We start from the raw sequence: 16,447 nt of genomic DNA, 5'->3' as shown, positions 1-16,447 counted from the left end.
TGAGGGAAATAAAAGATCGTCGAATCATCTTTTCCGGTGATCAATCGGCCAGCGCCTTGGTGATCACTTCGGCCACGTCGCGCGACAGCTTCGGCGTGCCTGCCACCTGCTGCAGGGCCAGACGCATCTTTTCCTGCAGCGCCGGGGTGTACTTGCGCCAGCGGTCCAGGCTGCGCGCCAGGCGCGCTGCGACCTGGGGATTGCTGCCATTGAGGGCGATGACCTGCTCGGCCCAGAAGGCGTAGCCGTTGCCATCCAGTGCATGGAAGGCGGACGGATTGCCGTTGCAGAAGCTGAAGATCAGGCTGCGGGCGCGATTGGGGTTCTTCAGGGTGAAGGCCGGGTGTTCGGTCAGGGTGCGCACGGTGTTGACGTCGGCATTGCGGGCCGTGGCCTGCAGCGTGAACCACTTGTCGATGACCAGGGCTTCCTGTTCGAACTCGGTATAGAAGCGCTGCAGCGCCTCGCTCTTGCCCGATGCAGCGCTGTTGAGGATGGCCGACAGCGCGGCCAGGCGGTCGGTCATGTTGTTGGCATCCTCGTCCTGTTGCCGGGCCAGGGCCATGGCCTCTTCGTCATCCAGTTCGGCCAGGTAGGACAGGGCCACGTTCTTGAGTGCACGACGGCCGGCAGAGGCGGCATCCGGGCTGTAGGCACCGGGCGTCTGGTGGCTGCGGTAGACGGCCAGCAGCTCGTCGCGCAGTTCGCGCGCCAGCGAGCGGCGCAGGAACTGGCGCGCCACGTGGATGGCGTGCGGGTCGATGACTTCCATCTGCTCGGCGATCATGGTCTCCGACGGCAGGGTCAGTACCAGTTCGCGGAAGGCCGGGTCCAGCGATTCGTCCTGCAGGGTGGCGCGCAGGGCATCGGCCAGGGCGCCATCATGTTGCAGGTTGTTGAGCACGGTGTCGACCGCCACCACATGACCGGACTGGCGTGCCGCCTGCACGGCCACGGTGAGGTTCAGCAGGCGCCGGGTGGCCAGGCGCTGGCCGGCTTCCCAGCGGTTGAAGGCGTCGCTGTCGTGGGCCATCAGGAAGGCCAGCTCGGCATCGCTATAGTCGAACTGCAGCACCACCGGTGCGGAGAAGCCGCGCAGCAGCGAAGGCACCGGCTTCTGGTCGACGTTGATGAAGCGGAAGCTTTGCTTGGCCTTGGTCAGTTCCAGTACGCGGGTGGTGGCACCGGCTTTCTTTTCCCCCTCCAGGGTCAGTGCCAGGTCGCGGCCCTGGGCGTCCAGCAGGCCGACGGCCACGGGGATGTGGAAGGGCTGTTTCTTCTTCTGGCCGGGCGTGGCCGGGCAGCTTTGCTCCAGGGTCAGTGTCAGGGTCTTGCGCTTGGCATCGTAGTCGGCGGCGGCTTGCAGCAGCGGCGTGCCGGCCTGGCTGTACCAGCGCTCGAACTGGGAAAGGTCGCGGCCATTGGCGTCGGCCATGGCGGCGCGGAAATCGTCGCAGGTGACGGCCTGGCCGTCGTGCCGTTCGAAGTACAGGTCCATGCCCTTGCGGAAGCCCTCGCGGCCCAGCAGGGTCTGGTACATGCGCACCACTTCGGCGCCCTTTTCATAGACGGTGACGGTGTAGAAATTGTTGATTTCCACGTAGGAGTCGGGGCGCACCGGATGCGCCATGGGGCCGGCGTCTTCCGGGAACTGCGCCTGGCGCAGCACGCGCACGTCGTCGATGCGCTTGACGGCGCGGCCGCTGTCGCTGCCGATCATGTCGGCCGAGAATTCCTGGTCGCGGAAGACGGTCAGGCCTTCCTTCAGCGAGAGCTGGAACCAGTCGCGGCAGGTGACGCGGTTGCCGGTCCAGTTGTGGAAGTATTCGTGGCCGACCACGGCTTCGATGTTGGCGAAATCCACATCGGTGGCGATACGCGGGTTGGCCAGCACGAACTTGGTGTTGAAGATGTTCAAGCCCTTGTTTTCCATGGCGCCCATGTTGAAGTCGCCCACCGCGACGATCATGAAACGCTCCAGGTCCAGGTCCAGGCCGAAGCGTTCGACGTCCCAGTCGATGCTGTTCTTGAGCGAATCCATGGCGTGCTGGGTCTTGTCCAGGTTGCCCTCTTCCACCCACACCTGCAGCAGCGCGTCACGGCCGGAATGCAGGCGGACGGTTTCTTCCTGGCAGACCAGCTGGCCGGCCACCAGGGCGAAGAGATAGGAGGGCTTCTTGAACGGGTCTTCCCACTTGGCGTAGTGGCGGCCATCGGGCAGGGCGCCCTCTTCGATCAGGTTGCCGTTGGACAGCAGCACCGGGTAGCGGGCCTTGTCGGCGCGCAGCATGACGGTGAACCGGGCCATCACATCCGGACGGTCGGGGAAATAGGTGATCTTGCGGAAGCCCTCGGCTTCGCACTGGGTGAAGAAATTGCCATTGGACACATACAGGCCCATGAGCGAGGTGTTGCGGTCGGGGTGGATCAGGGTCTCGATTTCCAGTTCCACGCTGGCCGGCGCGGCGGGGATGGTCAGCACGCCGGCGGCAATGCGGAAATCCCCCTTGTCTTGCGAGAGCGTCTTGCCGTTCAGGCGCAGGGCCACCAGTTCCAGTTCCTCGCCGAAGAGCACGAGGTCGCGGCCCTTGGCGGCCGGGTTGCGGGTCATCGTGATACGGGTGGCCACGCGGGTGTCGGCGGGATCAAGGTCGAAGCCCATCTCGACGGTGTCGGCCAGATAGTTGGGAGCGGCGTAGTCTTTACGGTAGATCGTCTGAGGCGTATCGGTGCGCATGGAGGCCTGTCCAGAGTGGAAATGGAGATAATGGAGATGAGGTGAGATGAAGGCGACGACAGTCGCAATCTAAATCAGGTGCAGCAAAAACCCGATTTTACCAATCATCCCGCATCACGCGGATGCTATCGGGCTGAAAACGGGCTGAAAAACCAGCCGGGAATCGGGGACGCGTCCGGTGAAAGACCACCGCCGACCGCCATGGTTCGCCAAGGCAGCACGGCGGCACTACAATAGCGACCGTGGCGCGCGCCCCAGGATGGGGCAGCACTGCGCAGGAAGCGGCCGGACGGTGCGCCCGGGATAGAAAGTCCCGGCCCCTTGTCCTACTGCTTCCCGGCGGCCCTGGTCATTGACCTGGCGTCCGCAGAGAGCCCAGCCATCCGCCCGGCGCCTGGCCTTTTCCACTGGAGCATCTTCATGAAACGCTGGCTTTACCCCTTCATCGCGGCGGCGGGTCTGCTGCTGTCCGGTTGCGCCTCGGTGATCGAGAGCAATGTCACCTCCTTCCACGCCTGGTCCCCGGCCGACAACGACAAGGCTTATGCCTTCGCCCCCACCCCGGCACAGGAAAACGACCTGGAATACCAGAACTACGCCGGCCTGATCCGGCAGGAACTGCAGTTCCTGGGCTTTACCGAAGCGGCCCAGCCGAAACAGGCCCAGCTCAACGTCAGCTTCAGCTACGGCATCAATACCGAGCAGGTGGTGGTCAGCCGGCCGGCCTACGATCCCTTCTTCTACGGCCCGGCACCGGGCTGGGGACGCTTCGGGCCACGGCCGTTCGGCTTCTATGGTCCCTACGGTCCATTCTATGATCCGTTCTGGTATGGCGGCCCCATGCAGACCACCAGCTACCCGGTCTTCCTGAGGCGGCTGCAGATCGGCATCAGCAATGTGGCCGACGGCAAGAAACTGTTCGACGTGGTGGTAGACAGCGAAGGCAATCGCGCCGGACTGGCGGCGGCCATGCCCTACATGGTGCGCTCGGCCTTCGAGGACTTCCCCGGCCCGAGTGGCGTGACGCGCCGCATCCGCATCAAGGTGGACAAGGACGGGCAGCCGGTCGACTAGGTTTGCTCTGATGGGGTGGGACGCGACAGCCTCCGCCCCAGTCCCCAGATGCTCAACAACAGCAGCACGCCGCCGGCCCACTGGCTGGCGCCCAGCCGCTCACCCAGCAGCAGCGCGGAGAGCACGACCGCGGTCAGCGGTTCGATCAGGGTGGCCACCGTCAAGGCAGTGGGAGTGAGGCGCGCCGCGCCCCAGCTGAAGACCAGCAAAGCCAGCGCCGCCGTGACCACGCCCAGATAGAGGAACCAGGCCTGGGGCGGAATGCCGGACGGCCATTGCAGGGGGCGCGCGAGGGTCGTCAGGCCCATCACCAGCGCGGCCACCACGGTCAGGCAGGTGGCCGCCTGCCCTGCGCCCAGGGCTGATGAGAGGCGCCCGCTGACCAGTGTGAAACCGGTATAGAGCAGCGCCGAGGCCACCGAGCACAGCAGGCCGATGATGAGGTCAGCCTGACCGGCCTCCCCCATCCCGCCATGACGGGCGACGATCAACACGGTGCCGCCCAGGGCGGCGGTCAGGATCACCGCCAGTGACAGGTCCAGCCGCTCCTGCCCGCGTGCCAGCGCGATCAGGGTGGAAAAGACTGGCGGCAGGCAGAGCGCGATCAAGGTCGGAATCGCCGCGCCGATACGTTCGATGCCGAGGAACCAGCACAGCACGTAACCGGCCATGGTGGCGCCGGCCAGCACCACCGGCACGAGCAGCGTACGCAAGGTGGGCAGGTGGATGCGGGTGCCGAAGATCAGGCACAGGAAGATCGCGCCGACGGCGAAGCGCCAGAAGGAGATATCGCCCGGGGCAAAGCCGTAGCGGGCGATCAGGATATTGACCACCAGCGCGCCGGTCCCCCACAGGAAGCCTGCCGAGCAGGCGGCGATCAGCGCCACGCCCGAATACGGAGCAGCGGCAAGCGTGGCATAGCGGCTAGCAGTCACGGCAAATCCTTGAGGCGGATGAGAGAAGGCCGGATCGGCCGAAGGCTGCAGTGTAGCGCAAACCCGCCCCGGCCCTGTGGGACGGGGCGGCTAGTTGATGAAGCGTCCGCCGGCGCCGATGGCGGTCAGGTCGACGAAATCCGAACCGCTGTGGTCGGTCGGCGTGAAATGCAGGCTGAAGCCACCACCCTCGTAGTTGGCCGGGGTGATGCTCTCCAGGGCCCGGATCAGGCCTTCACGGGTGAGATCGCGGCCGGCGCGGCGCAGGCCTTCCACCAGGGCGCGGGCGGCGATGTAGCCTTCCAGGCCGGTAAAGTTGCAGTCGATCCCGGGGGTATGGGCCATGGCCTGCTGGTATTCGTAGACGATGCGCAGGCGGGCCTTATTGGGAAAGGGCACGACCTGGGTGACCTCGGCGCCGACGCCGGCGTTTTTCAGGCGCGCCGACAGGGAGGTGCTACCAACGAAGGAATAGTGCGAGAACCCGCCCAGGTAACCACCAGCGCGCATGCGGTTGATCATGGCCGCCGCTGGCTGGTAGGACACCACCTGGATCACCACGTCGGGCCGCGCCCGGGCCAGCTCGGCAGCCGCCGCAGCCACAGCATCACTGTTGCGTTCGATACCGGCGCTACCCACCAGCGTGAGGCCGTAGAGCGGCACACGCTGGCGCAGGATATCCAGCAGGCCCTTGCCGAGTTCGTCGTTCTGGTAGAACACCGCCACACGGCGGCGACCGGTGCTCTTCAGCTGGCGCAGCAGGAATTCGGTCTCCTGGACGTAGCTGGCACGGATGTGGAAGAGCAGGCGATTGAAGGGCTGGCGCAGCGCAGACGAGCCCGACAGCGGTGCAAACAGGGGAATGCCGGCCTCGCGGATGACCGGCAATGCCGCCAGTACCGTGGGCGTGCCGGAGTAGCCGAACAGGGCGAACACCTTGTCGCGCCAGATCAGTTGCTGGGTATTGGCCAGTGCCCGCTCGGGTTCGTAGCGATCGTCCAGGCTCAGCAGCCTGACGCGACGGCCGTAGACGCCGCCACGCGCATTGACCCGGGCAAAGTAGCTTTGCGCCCCCTCCTGGAAATCCCGTCCAAGCTCGCCGGCCGGACCGGAAAACGGCGCCGACTGGCCGAGGATGATCTCGGTCTCGCTGACCCCGGGAACGCCGTGTGCGCTGGTCCGGGTGATTGCGCTGCCGCTGCTGCCCATATTGCCCGGCGCAGCTGCCACCGCACCTGCGCACAGCAACAGGACCAGGCCCCAGATCCGCCACGGATAACCGGGTGCGCCGCTATAGCGGCCCCGGTGCCATTTCCATCCCATCTCCCACTCCCGTCAAAATGTTCGCCCCTGACGGCGCCGACGCGAATATTCGCGCAGGCGCAGAGGCTGCATTTGACGATCAAGACGGGAAGAAATGCGCTATCGGCGCATTGTTGATGTGATTTATGGATATCTTGCGAGATTCACACCGAAGAATTTCGAGTTCGCTATGAAAAGTAGGCTTCGCTCGCGAAGGTGATGACGACGATCAGCAGTACCGCGCAGATCAGCACCGCCAACAGCCGCCCGAACTTGGGCGAGCCGTCGGCGCCGCTATCCTGCTCGGGCGGATGATCCATGGGATTGCGGCTGCCGGGATCGTGGCGGGGCTGGTCCATGGCGGCTCCTGGTCGGTGAGATGGTGGATCAGGGGATCAGGGGATCAGGGGATCAGGATGGTGGAGCCGGTGGTCTTGCGCCCCTCCAGGTCGGCATGGGCCTGGGCCACGTCCTTCAGGGCGTAGCGCTGGTTGATCTCGATGCTGATCTTGTTGCTCTGGACCATGTCGAACAGGTCGCCGGCGGTGGCGTCCAGTTCGGCGCGGGTGGAGGTGTAGTTGCCTAGCGAAGGCCGGGTCAGGAACAGCGAGCCGCGCGAGGCCAGTTCGGACACCCCGAACGGCGCCACCGGACCGGAGGCATTGCCGAAACTGACCATCATGCCGCGTGGACGCAGGCAATCCAGGGAGCCGATGAAGGTGTCCTTGCCGATGGAGTCATACACCACCTGTACGCCACGCCCGCCGGTGATGTCCTTGACGCGTTCGACGAAGTTCTCGGTCTTGTAGTTGATCACGTGGGCCGCGCCGTGCTGCCTGGCCAGGGCCGCCTTCTCCTCGCTGCTGACGGTACCGATCAGGTTCACGCCCAGCGCACGGGCCCACTGGCAGGCGATCAGGCCGATGCCACCGGCGGCGGCATGGAACAGGATGGTGTCGCCCGGTTGCAGCGCATAGGTCTGGCGCAGCAGGTATTGCACGGTCATGCCCTGCAGCATCATGGCCGCAGCCGTGTCGAAGCTGATCGCGTCGGGCAGCTTGACCAGGATATCGGCCGGCATCACGCGCTCTTCGGCATAGGCGCCGTTGGGGCGCCCGGCATAGGCCACCCGGTCACCAACCTGGAAGCCGGTCACGCCGGCGCCCAGTTCTTCGATGGTGCCGGCGCCCTCCTGGCCCAGACCGGCAGGCAGCGGTTGCGGATAGAGACCGGAGCGGAAATAGCAATCGATGAAGTTCAGGCCGACGGCGGCGTGACGGATGCGGACCTCGCCCGGCCCGGGCTGGCCGACTTCGACGTCCACGTATTCCATCACCTCGGGGCCGCCGGTCTTGCTCATGCGGATTGCTTTTGCCATCTGGGTCTCCTTGATTTGCGGTGAGCGGACTGTCTGGAAATTCAGTTCCGGTGGGGCAGTATAGAACGCCTTAGCGCTTCTTGCGCGACAGCAGCCACATGCCGGCCAGCACCAGCGCGGTGCCGACCAGCTGGATGCCGGTGATGGGTTCGTCCAGCAGCGCCGCGCCCATGAAGAGCGTGGATACCGGCCCGACCAGGCCGGCCTGCGCCGCCGTGGGCGCGCCAATGCGGGCCACCGCCACCATGGTGAGGAACACCGGCAATACGGTGCAGAACACCGCGTTGAAAAGTGAAAGCTGGTACACCGGGGCTACCTGCGTAAACAGCTCGGCCGGTGCACGCAGCACGAAGAACTGGATCACGCAGGCCACGCTGGAGACGCACATGGCATAGGCCACCAGCCGCATCGCGCCAACCCGGCGCACCAGTTCGCCGGAGGAAATCAGGTAGATCGAATAGCTGAAGGCCGAGCCCAGTACCAGGGCACTGCCGAGGAGGACGTCGCTGCCACCGGTATGCAGGTCGTGCTGCAGCACCAGCACGGTACCGAAGTAGGACACCAGCAAGGCGGCCCATTCGATCCAGCCGACCTTGCGCTTGAAGAAGAAAAAGGCGATCAGCATCACGAAGGACGGCGTGAGGAACAGGATCAGCCGTTCCAGCCCGGCGGAGATGTATTGCAGGCCGAGGAAGTCGAGGAAGCTCGACAGGTAATAGCCCATCAGCCCCAGCACCACGATGCGCAGGTAGTCGGCCCGCGCCAGCGGCGGCTGGGTACGCGCCTTCCAGATCGCCACGACGGCGAACATGGGGAAGGAAAAGAGCATGCGCAGCGTGATCACCATGACCGCATCGACCTGGTAGCGGTACATCAGCTTGGCCACGATGGCCTTGGCGGAAAAGAAGATGGCGCCGACGATGGCGAGCAGGAGGCCGCCCAGGAAAACCTGGCGCGGCGTGGAGTGGGAGGTGGCGGCTGTCATGGCCGCGATTGTAATGCCTGCGCCCGCCCTCCGCCGGCGACGGTCGGGCGCGGGCGCATCAGCGCTTCTTCATCAGCGAACCCAGTACGCCGCGAATGAGTTCGCGACCGACCTGCGAACCGATGCTGCGGGCGGCCGACTTGACCATGGCCTGCAGGGGCGAATCGCTGCGGCGATTGCCGCCACCGCCATTACCGAAGATGCCGCCGGCGGCATCCTTCAACAGATCGCCCAGGCCGCCGCCGTCGTTCTGTTGCGGGGCCGGTTGCTGCTGTGGCTGCGGCTGCGGCTGTGTCTGCGACTGGCGGGGCGACATGCGGGTTCCCCCGGCGGGACGCGACGACGGCGTCGGCGACGGCGCGCTGCGGCCGGCTGACGCCCCCCAGGCGTTGTCGTCCACCGGCGGTGCCGAGGACGGGGCAGGGGCCGCTTGTGGCGGCGCTTGCGGAGCAGCTTGCGGTTGCTGCACGGCGCGGCCCTTGAGGCGCTCATAGGCCGATTCGCGGTCGATCACCTGTTCATAGACGCCGGCCACCAGCGACGACGCGATCAGCGCCCGGCGCTCGTCATCGGTGACCGGGCCGATCTGCGAAGCCGGGGTCAGCACATAGCCGCGCTCGACCACGTTGGGCCGGCCCTTTTCATCGAGGAAGGACACCAGCGCCTCGCCCACACCCAGCTCGGTGATGGCCTTGGCGGTATTGAGCATGGGATTGGGACGGAAGGTCTCGGCCGCCGCCGTGACAGCCTTCTGGTCGCGCGGGGTATAGGCGCGCAGGGCGTGCTGTACGCGGTTGCCGAGCTGGCCCAGCACGGTGTCGGGAATGTCCAGCGGGTTCTGGGTGACGAAATAGACGCCCACACCCTTGGAGCGGATCAGGCGCACCACCTGTTCGATCTTCTGCAGGAGTGGCTTGGGGGCTTCGTCGAAGAGCAGGTGGGCTTCGTCGAAGAAGAAGGCCATCTTGGGCTTGTCCAGGTCGCCCACTTCGGGCAGGTGTTCGAACAGTTCCGAGAGCATCCACAGCAGGAAGGTGGAATACAGGCGCGGCGCATTCATGAGCCGGTCCGCAGCCAGGATGTTGATGATGCCGCGCCCCTGGGCGTCGGTCTGCATCCAGTCCTCGATGTTGAGCATCGGTTCGCCGAAGAACTGGTCGCCGCCCTGCTCGTCGATGGCGATCAGGCCGCGCTGGATGGCGCCCACGCTGGCGGCCGAGATGTTGCCGTATTCGGTCTTGAACTGCGCCGCGTTCTCGCCCACATGCTGCAGCATGGCGCGCAGGTCCTTGGTGTCGAGCAGCAGCAGGCCATGGTCGTCGGCGATCTTGAACACCAGTTGCAGCACGCCCTGCTGGGTGTCGTTCAGGTTGAGCATGCGAGCCAGCATCAGCGGCCCCATGTCGGAAATGGTGGCGCGCACCGGATGGCCCTTTTCGCCATAGACATCCCAGAAGGCGACCGGGGCCGCGGCCCAGGCCGGTTCGGGCAGGCCCAGCTGGGCCAGGCGTGCGGTGGTCTTGGGCGAAGCACTGCCGGCCTTGCCCAGGCCGGACAGGTCACCCTTGACGTCGGCCATGAACACCGGCACGCCGATATCGGACAGCGCCTGGGCCAGCACCTGCAGGGTCACCGTCTTGCCGGTGCCGGTGGCACCGGTGATGCAGCCATGGCGATTGGCCAGTTGCGGCAACAGGCACAGTTGCCCGTCGGAATGGGTGGCAATGGGAAGGGGATTAATCATGTCAACTCGGCTTCGAAGGCAAAAATCACAGGGTGGCGGTATGGTAAAATGCCCGCCCGATTATAGTCAGAACATGGCGGCAGGAAAGCATTATCGGTCCTGTCCGAACCTTGTCCCCGTCCGCGCCGATCCGTCGTCCGCGCCTGCCGGCCCTGCCGCAGCGCCTGCCGATCATCACGGATTGCCGCACAGGGACGGTTCTGCCCTCACCATCTTGCAGGAAGATTCAACATGGCTGGACACAGCAAATGGGCCAATATTCAGCACCGTAAAGGCCGTCAGGACGAAAGGCGTGGTCGTATCTGGACCCGCCTGATCAAGGAAATCACCGTGGCCGCCCGCATGGGTGGCGGCGACCCGGACGCCAACCCGCGCCTGCGCCTGGCGGTGGACCGCGCCTCCGACGCCAACATGCCCAAGGACAACGTGACCCGTGCCATCCAGCGCGGCACCGGCGCCCTGGACGGCGTGAACTACGAGGAAGTGCGCTATGAGGGCTACGGCATCAACGGCGCGGCCATCATCGTCGATTGCATGACCGACAACCGCGTGCGCACCGTGGCCGAAGTACGCCACGCCTTCTCCAAGTTCGGCGGCAACATGGGGACCGAAGGCTCGGTGGCCTTCCTCTTCAAGCACTGCGGCCAGCTGATGTACGCCCCCGGCACTGACGAGAACGCCATCATGGAAGCGGCCCTGGAAGCCGGCGCCGAAGATGTGGTCACCGACGAGGAAGGCGGCATCGAAGTGCTGACCGCGCCCAACGACTTCGCCGCCGTCAAGGCCGCCATGGAAGCTGCCGGCTTCAAGGCCGAAGTCGCCGAGATCACCATGAAGCCTGCCACCGAAACCGTGTTCGCAGGCGAAGACGGCGTCAGGATGCAGAAACTGCTGGATGCGCTGGAGAACCTGGACGACACCCAGGAGCTCTATACCAACGCCGTGATCGAAGAATAATTCTCCGCTTTTGCCCATTTTGCCCATTCGCCACTTTTACCTCCCTATCCCATGAAAATCCTAGTTGTTGGCTCCGGTGGCCGTGAACATGCGCTGGCCTGGGCCATCGCCAAGTCGCCGCGCATCCAGACGGTCTACGTCGCTCCCGGCAACGGTGGCACCGCACTCGACGAGCGCCTGCAGAACATCGCCATCACCGATCCGGTGGCCCTGGCCGACTTCGTCGAGCAGGAACACGTGGCGCTGACCGTGGTCGGCCCGGAAGGCCCGCTGGCAGCCGGCATCGTCAACGTCTTCCGCGCCCGTGGCCTGAAGATCTTCGGCCCCACCAAGGAAGCGGCGCAACTGGAAAGCTCCAAGGACTTCGCCAAGGCCTTCATGCAGCGCCACGCCATTCCCACTGCCGAGTACCAGACCTTCTCGGACGTGGCGGCCGCGCATGACTACATCGCCAAGAAGGGCGCCCCCATCGTCATCAAGGCCGACGGCCTGGCCGCCGGCAAGGGCGTGGTGGTCGCCATGACGCTGGAAGAGGCGCATTCGGCGGTGGACATGATGCTCTCCGACAACAAGCTGGGCGATGCCGGTGCACGCGTGGTGATCGAGGAATTCCTGGCCGGCGAAGAGGCTTCCTTCATCGTCATGGTGGACGGCAAGAACATCCTGCCGCTGGCCACCAGCCAGGACCACAAGCGCCTGCAGGACAACGACCAGGGTCCCAATACCGGCGGCATGGGCGCCTACTCCCCTGCCCCCATTGTGACTCCGGCGCTGCATGCCCGCGTGATGCGCGAGATCATCGTACCGACCGTGCAGGGCATGGCCAAGGATGGCATCCCCTTCTCCGGCTTCCTGTATGCCGGCCTGATGATCGACGCCGAAGGCAACCCCAAGACGCTGGAATTCAACTGCCGCATGGGCGACCCTGAAACCCAGCCCATCATGGCGCGCCTGAAGACCGATCTGCTGACGGTGTTCGAACACGCTGTGACCGGCACGCTGGACAAGGTCGAGCTGGAATGGGATCGCCGCACCGCGCTGGGCGTGGTGATGGCCGCCCACGGTTATCCGGAAGAACCGCGCCGTGGCGACCTGATCACCGACATCCCGGCCGAAACCGTCGATTGCGTGACCTTCCACGCCGGCACCACCCTGACCGGCGACAAGCTGACCACCTCGGGCGGCCGCGTGCTGTGCGTGGTGGGCCTGGGTGACAGCGTGAAAGTCGCGCAGAAGCACGCCTACGACGCCGCCGACCTGATCCACTTCGCCGGCTCGCAGATGCGCCGCGACATCGGCTGGCGCGCCCTGAAGCGCTAAGCCGAACACCGTACGACCCACTGTCCCCCGCAACGCCCGGTGTGTTGCGGGGGACAGTCGCTTTATGCTTCATGCACGCCACCCGCCGACTGCAACAAAAGCCCATGCCGGCAGACTAAGCACGACACGCCACCACCGAAGAAAAGGAAGCCCCGATGCCTGAACACCTGCTCAACTTCGACACCCTCATCAACCTCTACCTGGTGCCATTCGGCCTGAAGGTCATCGCCGCCATCGCCATCTGGATCATCGGCGGCATGTTCATCAACACCCTGTCCAAGGTGGTGCGCCGGGTGCTGACCGTGCGCCAGTTCGAGACCACCCTGATCAACTACGCCAGCTCGGCCATGCACGTGATCCTGCGCATCCTGCTGGTGATGGGCATCCTGGAAGTCTGCGGCATTCCCACCACCTCCTTTGCCGCCATGATCGGCGCGGTCGGCGTGGCGCTGGGCGTGGCCTGGTCGGGCCTGCTGTCGAACTTCGCGGCCGGCATCTTCCTGGTGGTGCTGCGTCCCTTCAAGGTGGGCGACTACATCACCGCCGCCGGGCAGACCGGAACGGTTTCCGACATCGGCCTGGTGACCACCATCATCACCACCGACAACAACCTGCGCGTGATCATCGGCAACAACAAGCTGTTCTCGGAAAACATCATCAACTACAACGTCAATGCCACGCGCCGCACCGACCTGCGTTGCCAGATTGCCTACAGCGTCGATCCCCAGGTGGCCATCGCCAAGCTGACCGAGCGCATCAAGGCCATTCCCAATGTGCTGCAGACGCCGGCACCGGGCATCGTGATCCAGGAATTCAACGCCACCGGCACCCTGATCGCCCTGCGCGTACATGCCCCGACACCCAATTTCGGCCAGGTCTATACCGATGTGCAGAATGCCATCGCCGAGGTCTGCCTGAAGGAAGGCTGGCCGGCACCCGCTACCTACCAGGTGGCCGTGCCGCTGGCGCAACCACCGCAAACCTGAGGCTAACGCCCCACACCGCCGGTCCGTGGCGCCCGCCGGACCGGCTTTTGCCGCCCCACGAAGGGGCGGGCAAGGTACAATCGCGGGTTGGAACGCATTTCCGCCCAATAACCGTGCACCAGAGCGACCCGCCGTGACCACCCATTCCAACGCCTCCACCCACACCGCCGCCGTCAAGGCCTACCTGCAAGACCTGCAACAGCGCATCGTCGCGGCCCTGGAAGCCGCCGATGGCAAGGCCTTCCTGTCGGATTCGTGGGAACGTCCGGAAGGCGGCGGCGGCACTTCGCGCCTGCTGGAAGAAGGAAACCTGCTGGAGCGCGGCGGCGTGGGCTTTTCGCACGTGATGGGCAAGAACCTGCCGCCGTCGGCAGCCGCCAACCGCCCGCAGCTGGCCGGCCGTGCCTGGGAAGCCATGGGGGTGTCGCTGGTGCTGCATCCGCGCAATCCCTATATCCCGACGGTGCACATGAACGTGCGCTTCTTCACCACCCATGCAGAGGGAGAAGAAGCGGTCTGGTGGTTCGGCGGCGGCATGGACCTGACGCCCTACTACGGGGTCGAGGATGACGCCCGCCATTTCCACCGCACCTGTCGCGATGCGCTACAGCCATACGGCGACGATCTGTACCCGCGCTTCAAGACCTGGTGCGATGAGTATTTCTACCTGAAGCACCGCAAGGAGCCGCGTGGCGTGGGCGGCATCTTCTTCGACGATTTCAACGCCCTGCCCTTCGAGCAGGCCTTTGCCATGCAGCGCAGCGTGGGGGACGCCTTCCTGGAGGCCTACCTGCCCATCGTGGCGGCCCGCCGCGAGACGCCCTATGGCGAACGCGAGCGTGACTTCCAGGCCTATCGTCGCGGACGCTACGTGGAATTCAACCTGGTCTTCGACCGTGGCACCCTGTTCGGGCTGCAGTCGGGAGGCCGCACCGAATCCATCCTGATGTCCATGCCACCGCTGGTGAAATGGCGCTATGACTGGCACCCGGAAGCCGGCAGCCCGGAGGCCGCACTGTATTCGGACTTCCTGGTCCACAAGGAATGGCTGTAATGGCGCCGCCCGCGGCGCAGCGCTGCATTGCCGTGCTTGGCGGCAGCTTCGATCCTGTCCACAATGGGCATGTCAAGCTGGCCGAGCACTTCGTGGATCTGCTGCATCCGGACGAATTGCGCGTCATTCCCACCGGCAACCCGTGGCAAAAGCACGGTCTGCAAGCCGCGCCGGCGGACCGGGTGGAGATGGTGCGCCTGGCCTTCGATCGCCAGCGGGTGCCGGTGGTCATCGATGAGCAGGAAATCCGCCGCGCCAGCGCGACCTATACCATCGATACCCTGCGCGCCCTGCGTGCCGAACTGGGGCCGGAGGTGTCCATCGTGTTCCTGATGGGCGCCGACCAGCTGCAGCACCTGGACACCTGGCAGCACTGGCAGGAACTGTTTGAACTGGCGCACCTGTGTGCCGCCTCTCGGCCCGGTTTCGAGCTGGCCGACGCCCACGTGCCGCCGGCCGTGAGGGAAGAATTCAAGCGGCGCAACGCTGCGCCGCAAGAGATCCGCAGCACCACGCACGGATACGGCTACCTGGCCCTCGGGCTGGCGGTCGATATCTCGTCGACTGAAATCCGTGCCCAGCTGCAACGCGGCATCCGACCCGATTCGCTGATCCCGGGCAGGGTGCTAGACTATATCGAACAACAACATCTGTACCGAACTCAATAATGGACATCAAAAAACTGCAAACCCTGGTCGTGGACGCTCTGGAAGACGTCAAGGCGCAAGAAATCCGCATCTATGACACCACCCACCTGACCAGCCTGTTCGACCGCGTGGCGATCGCCTCCGGTACCTCGAACCGCCAGACCAAGGCGCTGGCCGCCTCGGTGCGCGACAAGGTCAAGGCCAAGGGCGGCAACGTCGTGAGCATCGAAGGCGAAGACACCGGCGAGTGGGTACTGGTCGACCTGGGTGACATGATCGTACACATCATGCAGCCGGCCATCCGCACCTACTACCGCCTGGAAGAAATCTGGGGCGACAAGGAAGTGAAGCTGGGCGCGGCCAAGCGCACCGGTACCTCGGCCTCCGCCAAGCGCGCTGCCGCCGACGAGGAGCCGGCCCCCAAGATCCGCCGTACGCGTGCCCAGGCCGAAGCGGTCGAAGCCAGCCAGGCCCTGGACGACGACGAGGATGCACCGAAGAAGCCGGCCCGCAAGCCGCGCGCCACCTCGACCAGCACCACCACCGGCACCCGCGCTGCAGCCGGCACGACCCGTACCACCCGTACCACGGGCGCTACCGGTGCGAAGACTGCTGCCACCAGGACCACGCGCACCACCGGCACCAAGACCACCGCCGCCAAGACCACCACCACCCGCACCGCTGCCGGCAGCAAGACCGCCGCGCCCAAGGCTGCGACCACCCGTAGCAGAACCGCTGCCCCCAAGACCCCGACCGGCAAGACCGTGCGCGTGGCGCCCGCCAAGAGCGAGACCGCCAAGAAGCCGGCCGCCAAGCGCACCAGCAAGGCTTGATGCAACTGGTGATTGCTGCCGTCGGCCACAAGATGCCGGCGTGGATCGAGACCGGCTTCCAGGAGTATGCCAAGCGCATGCCACCGGAATGCCGGATCATCCTGAAGGAAATCAAACCCGTCGAACGCTCCGGCAGCCGCACGGCCGAGACCGTGATGGCACAGGAACGCGAAAAGATCGAAGCCGCGCTGCCCAAGGGCGCGCGCGTGATTGCACTGGACGAGCGCGGACGCGACTGGACCTCGGTACAGTTGTCGCAGCAGCTGGTCCAGTGGCAGCAGGATGGCCGCGACGTGGCCTTCGTCATCGGCGGTGCCGATGGACTCGATCCCGGCTTCAAGGCCGGCGCCGACACGCTCATCCGCATCTCCAGCATGACCTTGCCACATGGCATGGTGCGGGTGATGCTGGCCGAGCAACTGTACCGCGCGTGGTCGATTACGCAGAACCACCCGTATCACCGCGCCTGAACCCGTCCACCGCCGGCCTCGCCTC

The 16,447-nt window shown here is 65.3% G+C and carries 15 protein-coding genes; 8 read left to right on the top strand and 7 right to left on the bottom strand.

Translation table 11 applies throughout. From position 1 onward, the window contains the following. Positions 1 to 40 precede the first annotated feature (40 nt). Complete coding sequence (gene pepN, locus HFRIS_RS17105; RefSeq protein WP_006464682.1) at positions 41 to 2,737, bottom strand: aminopeptidase N; 2,697 nt, start codon at positions 2,735 to 2,737, stop codon at positions 41 to 43. A gap of 420 nt (positions 2,738 to 3,157) precedes the next feature. On the opposite strand from pepN, the gene HFRIS_RS17100 reads away from it, so the two are divergent. Further along, positions 3,158 to 3,811, top strand: coding sequence for a DUF4136 domain-containing protein (locus HFRIS_RS17100; protein ID WP_006464681.1), 654 nt, complete (start codon positions 3,158 to 3,160; stop codon positions 3,809 to 3,811). Here the strand turns inward: HFRIS_RS17100 and HFRIS_RS17095 are convergent. The 6 genes from HFRIS_RS17095 to HFRIS_RS17075 form a co-directional block, all read right to left on the bottom strand. Continuing rightward, positions 3,808 to 4,746: a DMT family transporter gene (locus HFRIS_RS17095; protein WP_006464680.1), complete on the bottom strand. Its 939-nt coding sequence runs from the start codon at positions 4,744 to 4,746 to the stop codon at positions 3,808 to 3,810. The two genes, HFRIS_RS17100 and HFRIS_RS17095, sit on opposite strands and share 4 nt — an antisense overlap. Before the next feature lie 90 nt (positions 4,747 to 4,836). Further along, positions 4,837 to 6,069 carry an ABC transporter substrate-binding protein gene (locus HFRIS_RS17090; protein WP_006464679.1) on the bottom strand — a complete coding sequence of 411 codons (1,233 nt, stop codon included), beginning with the start codon at positions 6,067 to 6,069 and terminating at the stop codon, positions 4,837 to 4,839. A 167-nt stretch (positions 6,070 to 6,236) separates the two neighbouring features. Then, positions 6,237 to 6,407, bottom strand: a complete 171-nt coding sequence (locus HFRIS_RS25600) for a hypothetical protein (RefSeq protein WP_006464678.1) — start codon at positions 6,405 to 6,407, stop codon at positions 6,237 to 6,239. 44 nt (positions 6,408 to 6,451) lie between these two features. After that, positions 6,452 to 7,426 (bottom strand): quinone oxidoreductase family protein, encoded by a 975-nt coding sequence (locus tag HFRIS_RS17085; RefSeq protein WP_006464677.1) that lies wholly within the window; start codon positions 7,424 to 7,426, stop codon positions 6,452 to 6,454. A gap of 70 nt (positions 7,427 to 7,496) precedes the next feature. Next, complete coding sequence (locus HFRIS_RS17080) at positions 7,497 to 8,411, bottom strand: DMT family transporter (protein WP_006464676.1); 915 nt, start codon at positions 8,409 to 8,411, stop codon at positions 7,497 to 7,499. 58 nt (positions 8,412 to 8,469) lie between these two features. Beyond that, the gene (locus tag HFRIS_RS17075; RefSeq protein ID WP_006464675.1) at positions 8,470 to 10,155 is read right to left on the bottom strand and encodes a helicase HerA-like C-terminal domain-containing protein; all 1,686 of its coding nucleotides are present in this window, start codon (positions 10,153 to 10,155) and stop codon (positions 8,470 to 8,472) included. A 231-nt stretch (positions 10,156 to 10,386) separates the two neighbouring features. Here HFRIS_RS17075 and HFRIS_RS17070 point away from each other — a divergent pair, with 231 nt between their 5' ends. From HFRIS_RS17070 to rlmH, 7 genes are all read left to right on the top strand, one after another. Further along, positions 10,387 to 11,112, top strand: a complete 726-nt coding sequence (locus HFRIS_RS17070; RefSeq protein ID WP_006464674.1) for a YebC/PmpR family DNA-binding transcriptional regulator — start codon at positions 10,387 to 10,389, stop codon at positions 11,110 to 11,112. A 51-nt stretch (positions 11,113 to 11,163) separates the two neighbouring features. Further along, the gene (purD, locus tag HFRIS_RS17065; protein WP_006464673.1) at positions 11,164 to 12,432 is read left to right on the top strand and encodes a phosphoribosylamine--glycine ligase; all 1,269 of its coding nucleotides are present in this window, start codon (positions 11,164 to 11,166) and stop codon (positions 12,430 to 12,432) included. A 155-nt stretch (positions 12,433 to 12,587) separates the two neighbouring features. Further along, positions 12,588 to 13,418 carry a mechanosensitive ion channel family protein gene (locus HFRIS_RS17060; protein ID WP_006464672.1) on the top strand — a complete coding sequence of 277 codons (831 nt, stop codon included), beginning with the start codon at positions 12,588 to 12,590 and terminating at the stop codon, positions 13,416 to 13,418. Positions 13,419 to 13,551: 133 nt separating this feature from the next. Continuing rightward, the gene (gene hemF / locus HFRIS_RS17055; protein WP_006464671.1) at positions 13,552 to 14,472 is read left to right on the top strand and encodes an oxygen-dependent coproporphyrinogen oxidase; all 921 of its coding nucleotides are present in this window, start codon (positions 13,552 to 13,554) and stop codon (positions 14,470 to 14,472) included. Beyond that, positions 14,472 to 15,140 (top strand): nicotinate-nucleotide adenylyltransferase, encoded by a 669-nt coding sequence (locus HFRIS_RS17050; RefSeq protein WP_006464670.1) that lies wholly within the window; start codon positions 14,472 to 14,474, stop codon positions 15,138 to 15,140. Before hemF ends, HFRIS_RS17050 begins: the two co-directional genes overlap by 1 nt. Next, on the top strand, positions 15,140 to 15,952 hold the full coding sequence (gene rsfS, locus HFRIS_RS17045; RefSeq protein ID WP_006464669.1) for a ribosome silencing factor: 813 nt from the start codon (positions 15,140 to 15,142) through the stop codon (positions 15,950 to 15,952). The genes HFRIS_RS17050 and rsfS overlap by 1 nt, the downstream gene beginning before the upstream one ends. After that, positions 15,952 to 16,422, top strand: a complete 471-nt coding sequence (gene rlmH, locus HFRIS_RS17040; protein WP_006464668.1) for a 23S rRNA (pseudouridine(1915)-N(3))-methyltransferase RlmH — start codon at positions 15,952 to 15,954, stop codon at positions 16,420 to 16,422. The genes rsfS and rlmH overlap by 1 nt, the downstream gene beginning before the upstream one ends. The last annotated feature ends 25 nt before the right edge of the window (positions 16,423 to 16,447 follow it).

The organism is Herbaspirillum frisingense GSF30 (genome assembly GCF_000300975.2).
GTDB classification, from domain to species: Bacteria; Pseudomonadota; Gammaproteobacteria; order Burkholderiales; family Burkholderiaceae_D; genus Herbaspirillum; species Herbaspirillum frisingense.
This window is presented reverse-complemented; position numbering and strand designations above follow the sequence as displayed.

What these genes read in the sequence shown, in the direction of transcription:
- pepN (WP_006464682.1), bottom strand. Translation starts at nt 2,737, where the DNA reads ATGCGCACCGATACGCCTCAGACGATCTACCGTAAAGACTACGCCGCT.
- HFRIS_RS17100 (WP_006464681.1), top strand. Translation starts at nt 3,158, where the DNA reads ATGAAACGCTGGCTTTACCCCTTCATCGCGGCGGCGGGTCTGCTGCTG.
- HFRIS_RS17090 (WP_006464679.1), bottom strand. Translation starts at nt 6,069, where the DNA reads ATGGGATGGAAATGGCACCGGGGCCGCTATAGCGGCGCACCCGGTTAT.
- HFRIS_RS25600 (WP_006464678.1), bottom strand. Translation starts at nt 6,407, where the DNA reads ATGGACCAGCCCCGCCACGATCCCGGCAGCCGCAATCCCATGGATCAT.
- HFRIS_RS17085 (WP_006464677.1), bottom strand. Translation starts at nt 7,426, where the DNA reads ATGGCAAAAGCAATCCGCATGAGCAAGACCGGCGGCCCCGAGGTGATG.
- HFRIS_RS17080 (WP_006464676.1), bottom strand. Translation starts at nt 8,411, where the DNA reads ATGACAGCCGCCACCTCCCACTCCACGCCGCGCCAGGTTTTCCTGGGC.
- HFRIS_RS17075 (WP_006464675.1), bottom strand. Translation starts at nt 10,155, where the DNA reads ATGATTAATCCCCTTCCCATTGCCACCCATTCCGACGGGCAACTGTGC.
- HFRIS_RS17070 (WP_006464674.1), top strand. Translation starts at nt 10,387, where the DNA reads ATGGCTGGACACAGCAAATGGGCCAATATTCAGCACCGTAAAGGCCGT.
- purD (WP_006464673.1), top strand. Translation starts at nt 11,164, where the DNA reads ATGAAAATCCTAGTTGTTGGCTCCGGTGGCCGTGAACATGCGCTGGCC.
- HFRIS_RS17060 (WP_006464672.1), top strand. Translation starts at nt 12,588, where the DNA reads ATGCCTGAACACCTGCTCAACTTCGACACCCTCATCAACCTCTACCTG.
- HFRIS_RS17050 (WP_006464670.1), top strand. Translation starts at nt 14,472, where the DNA reads ATGGCGCCGCCCGCGGCGCAGCGCTGCATTGCCGTGCTTGGCGGCAGC.
- rsfS (WP_006464669.1), top strand. Translation starts at nt 15,140, where the DNA reads ATGGACATCAAAAAACTGCAAACCCTGGTCGTGGACGCTCTGGAAGAC.
- rlmH (WP_006464668.1), top strand. Translation starts at nt 15,952, where the DNA reads ATGCAACTGGTGATTGCTGCCGTCGGCCACAAGATGCCGGCGTGGATC.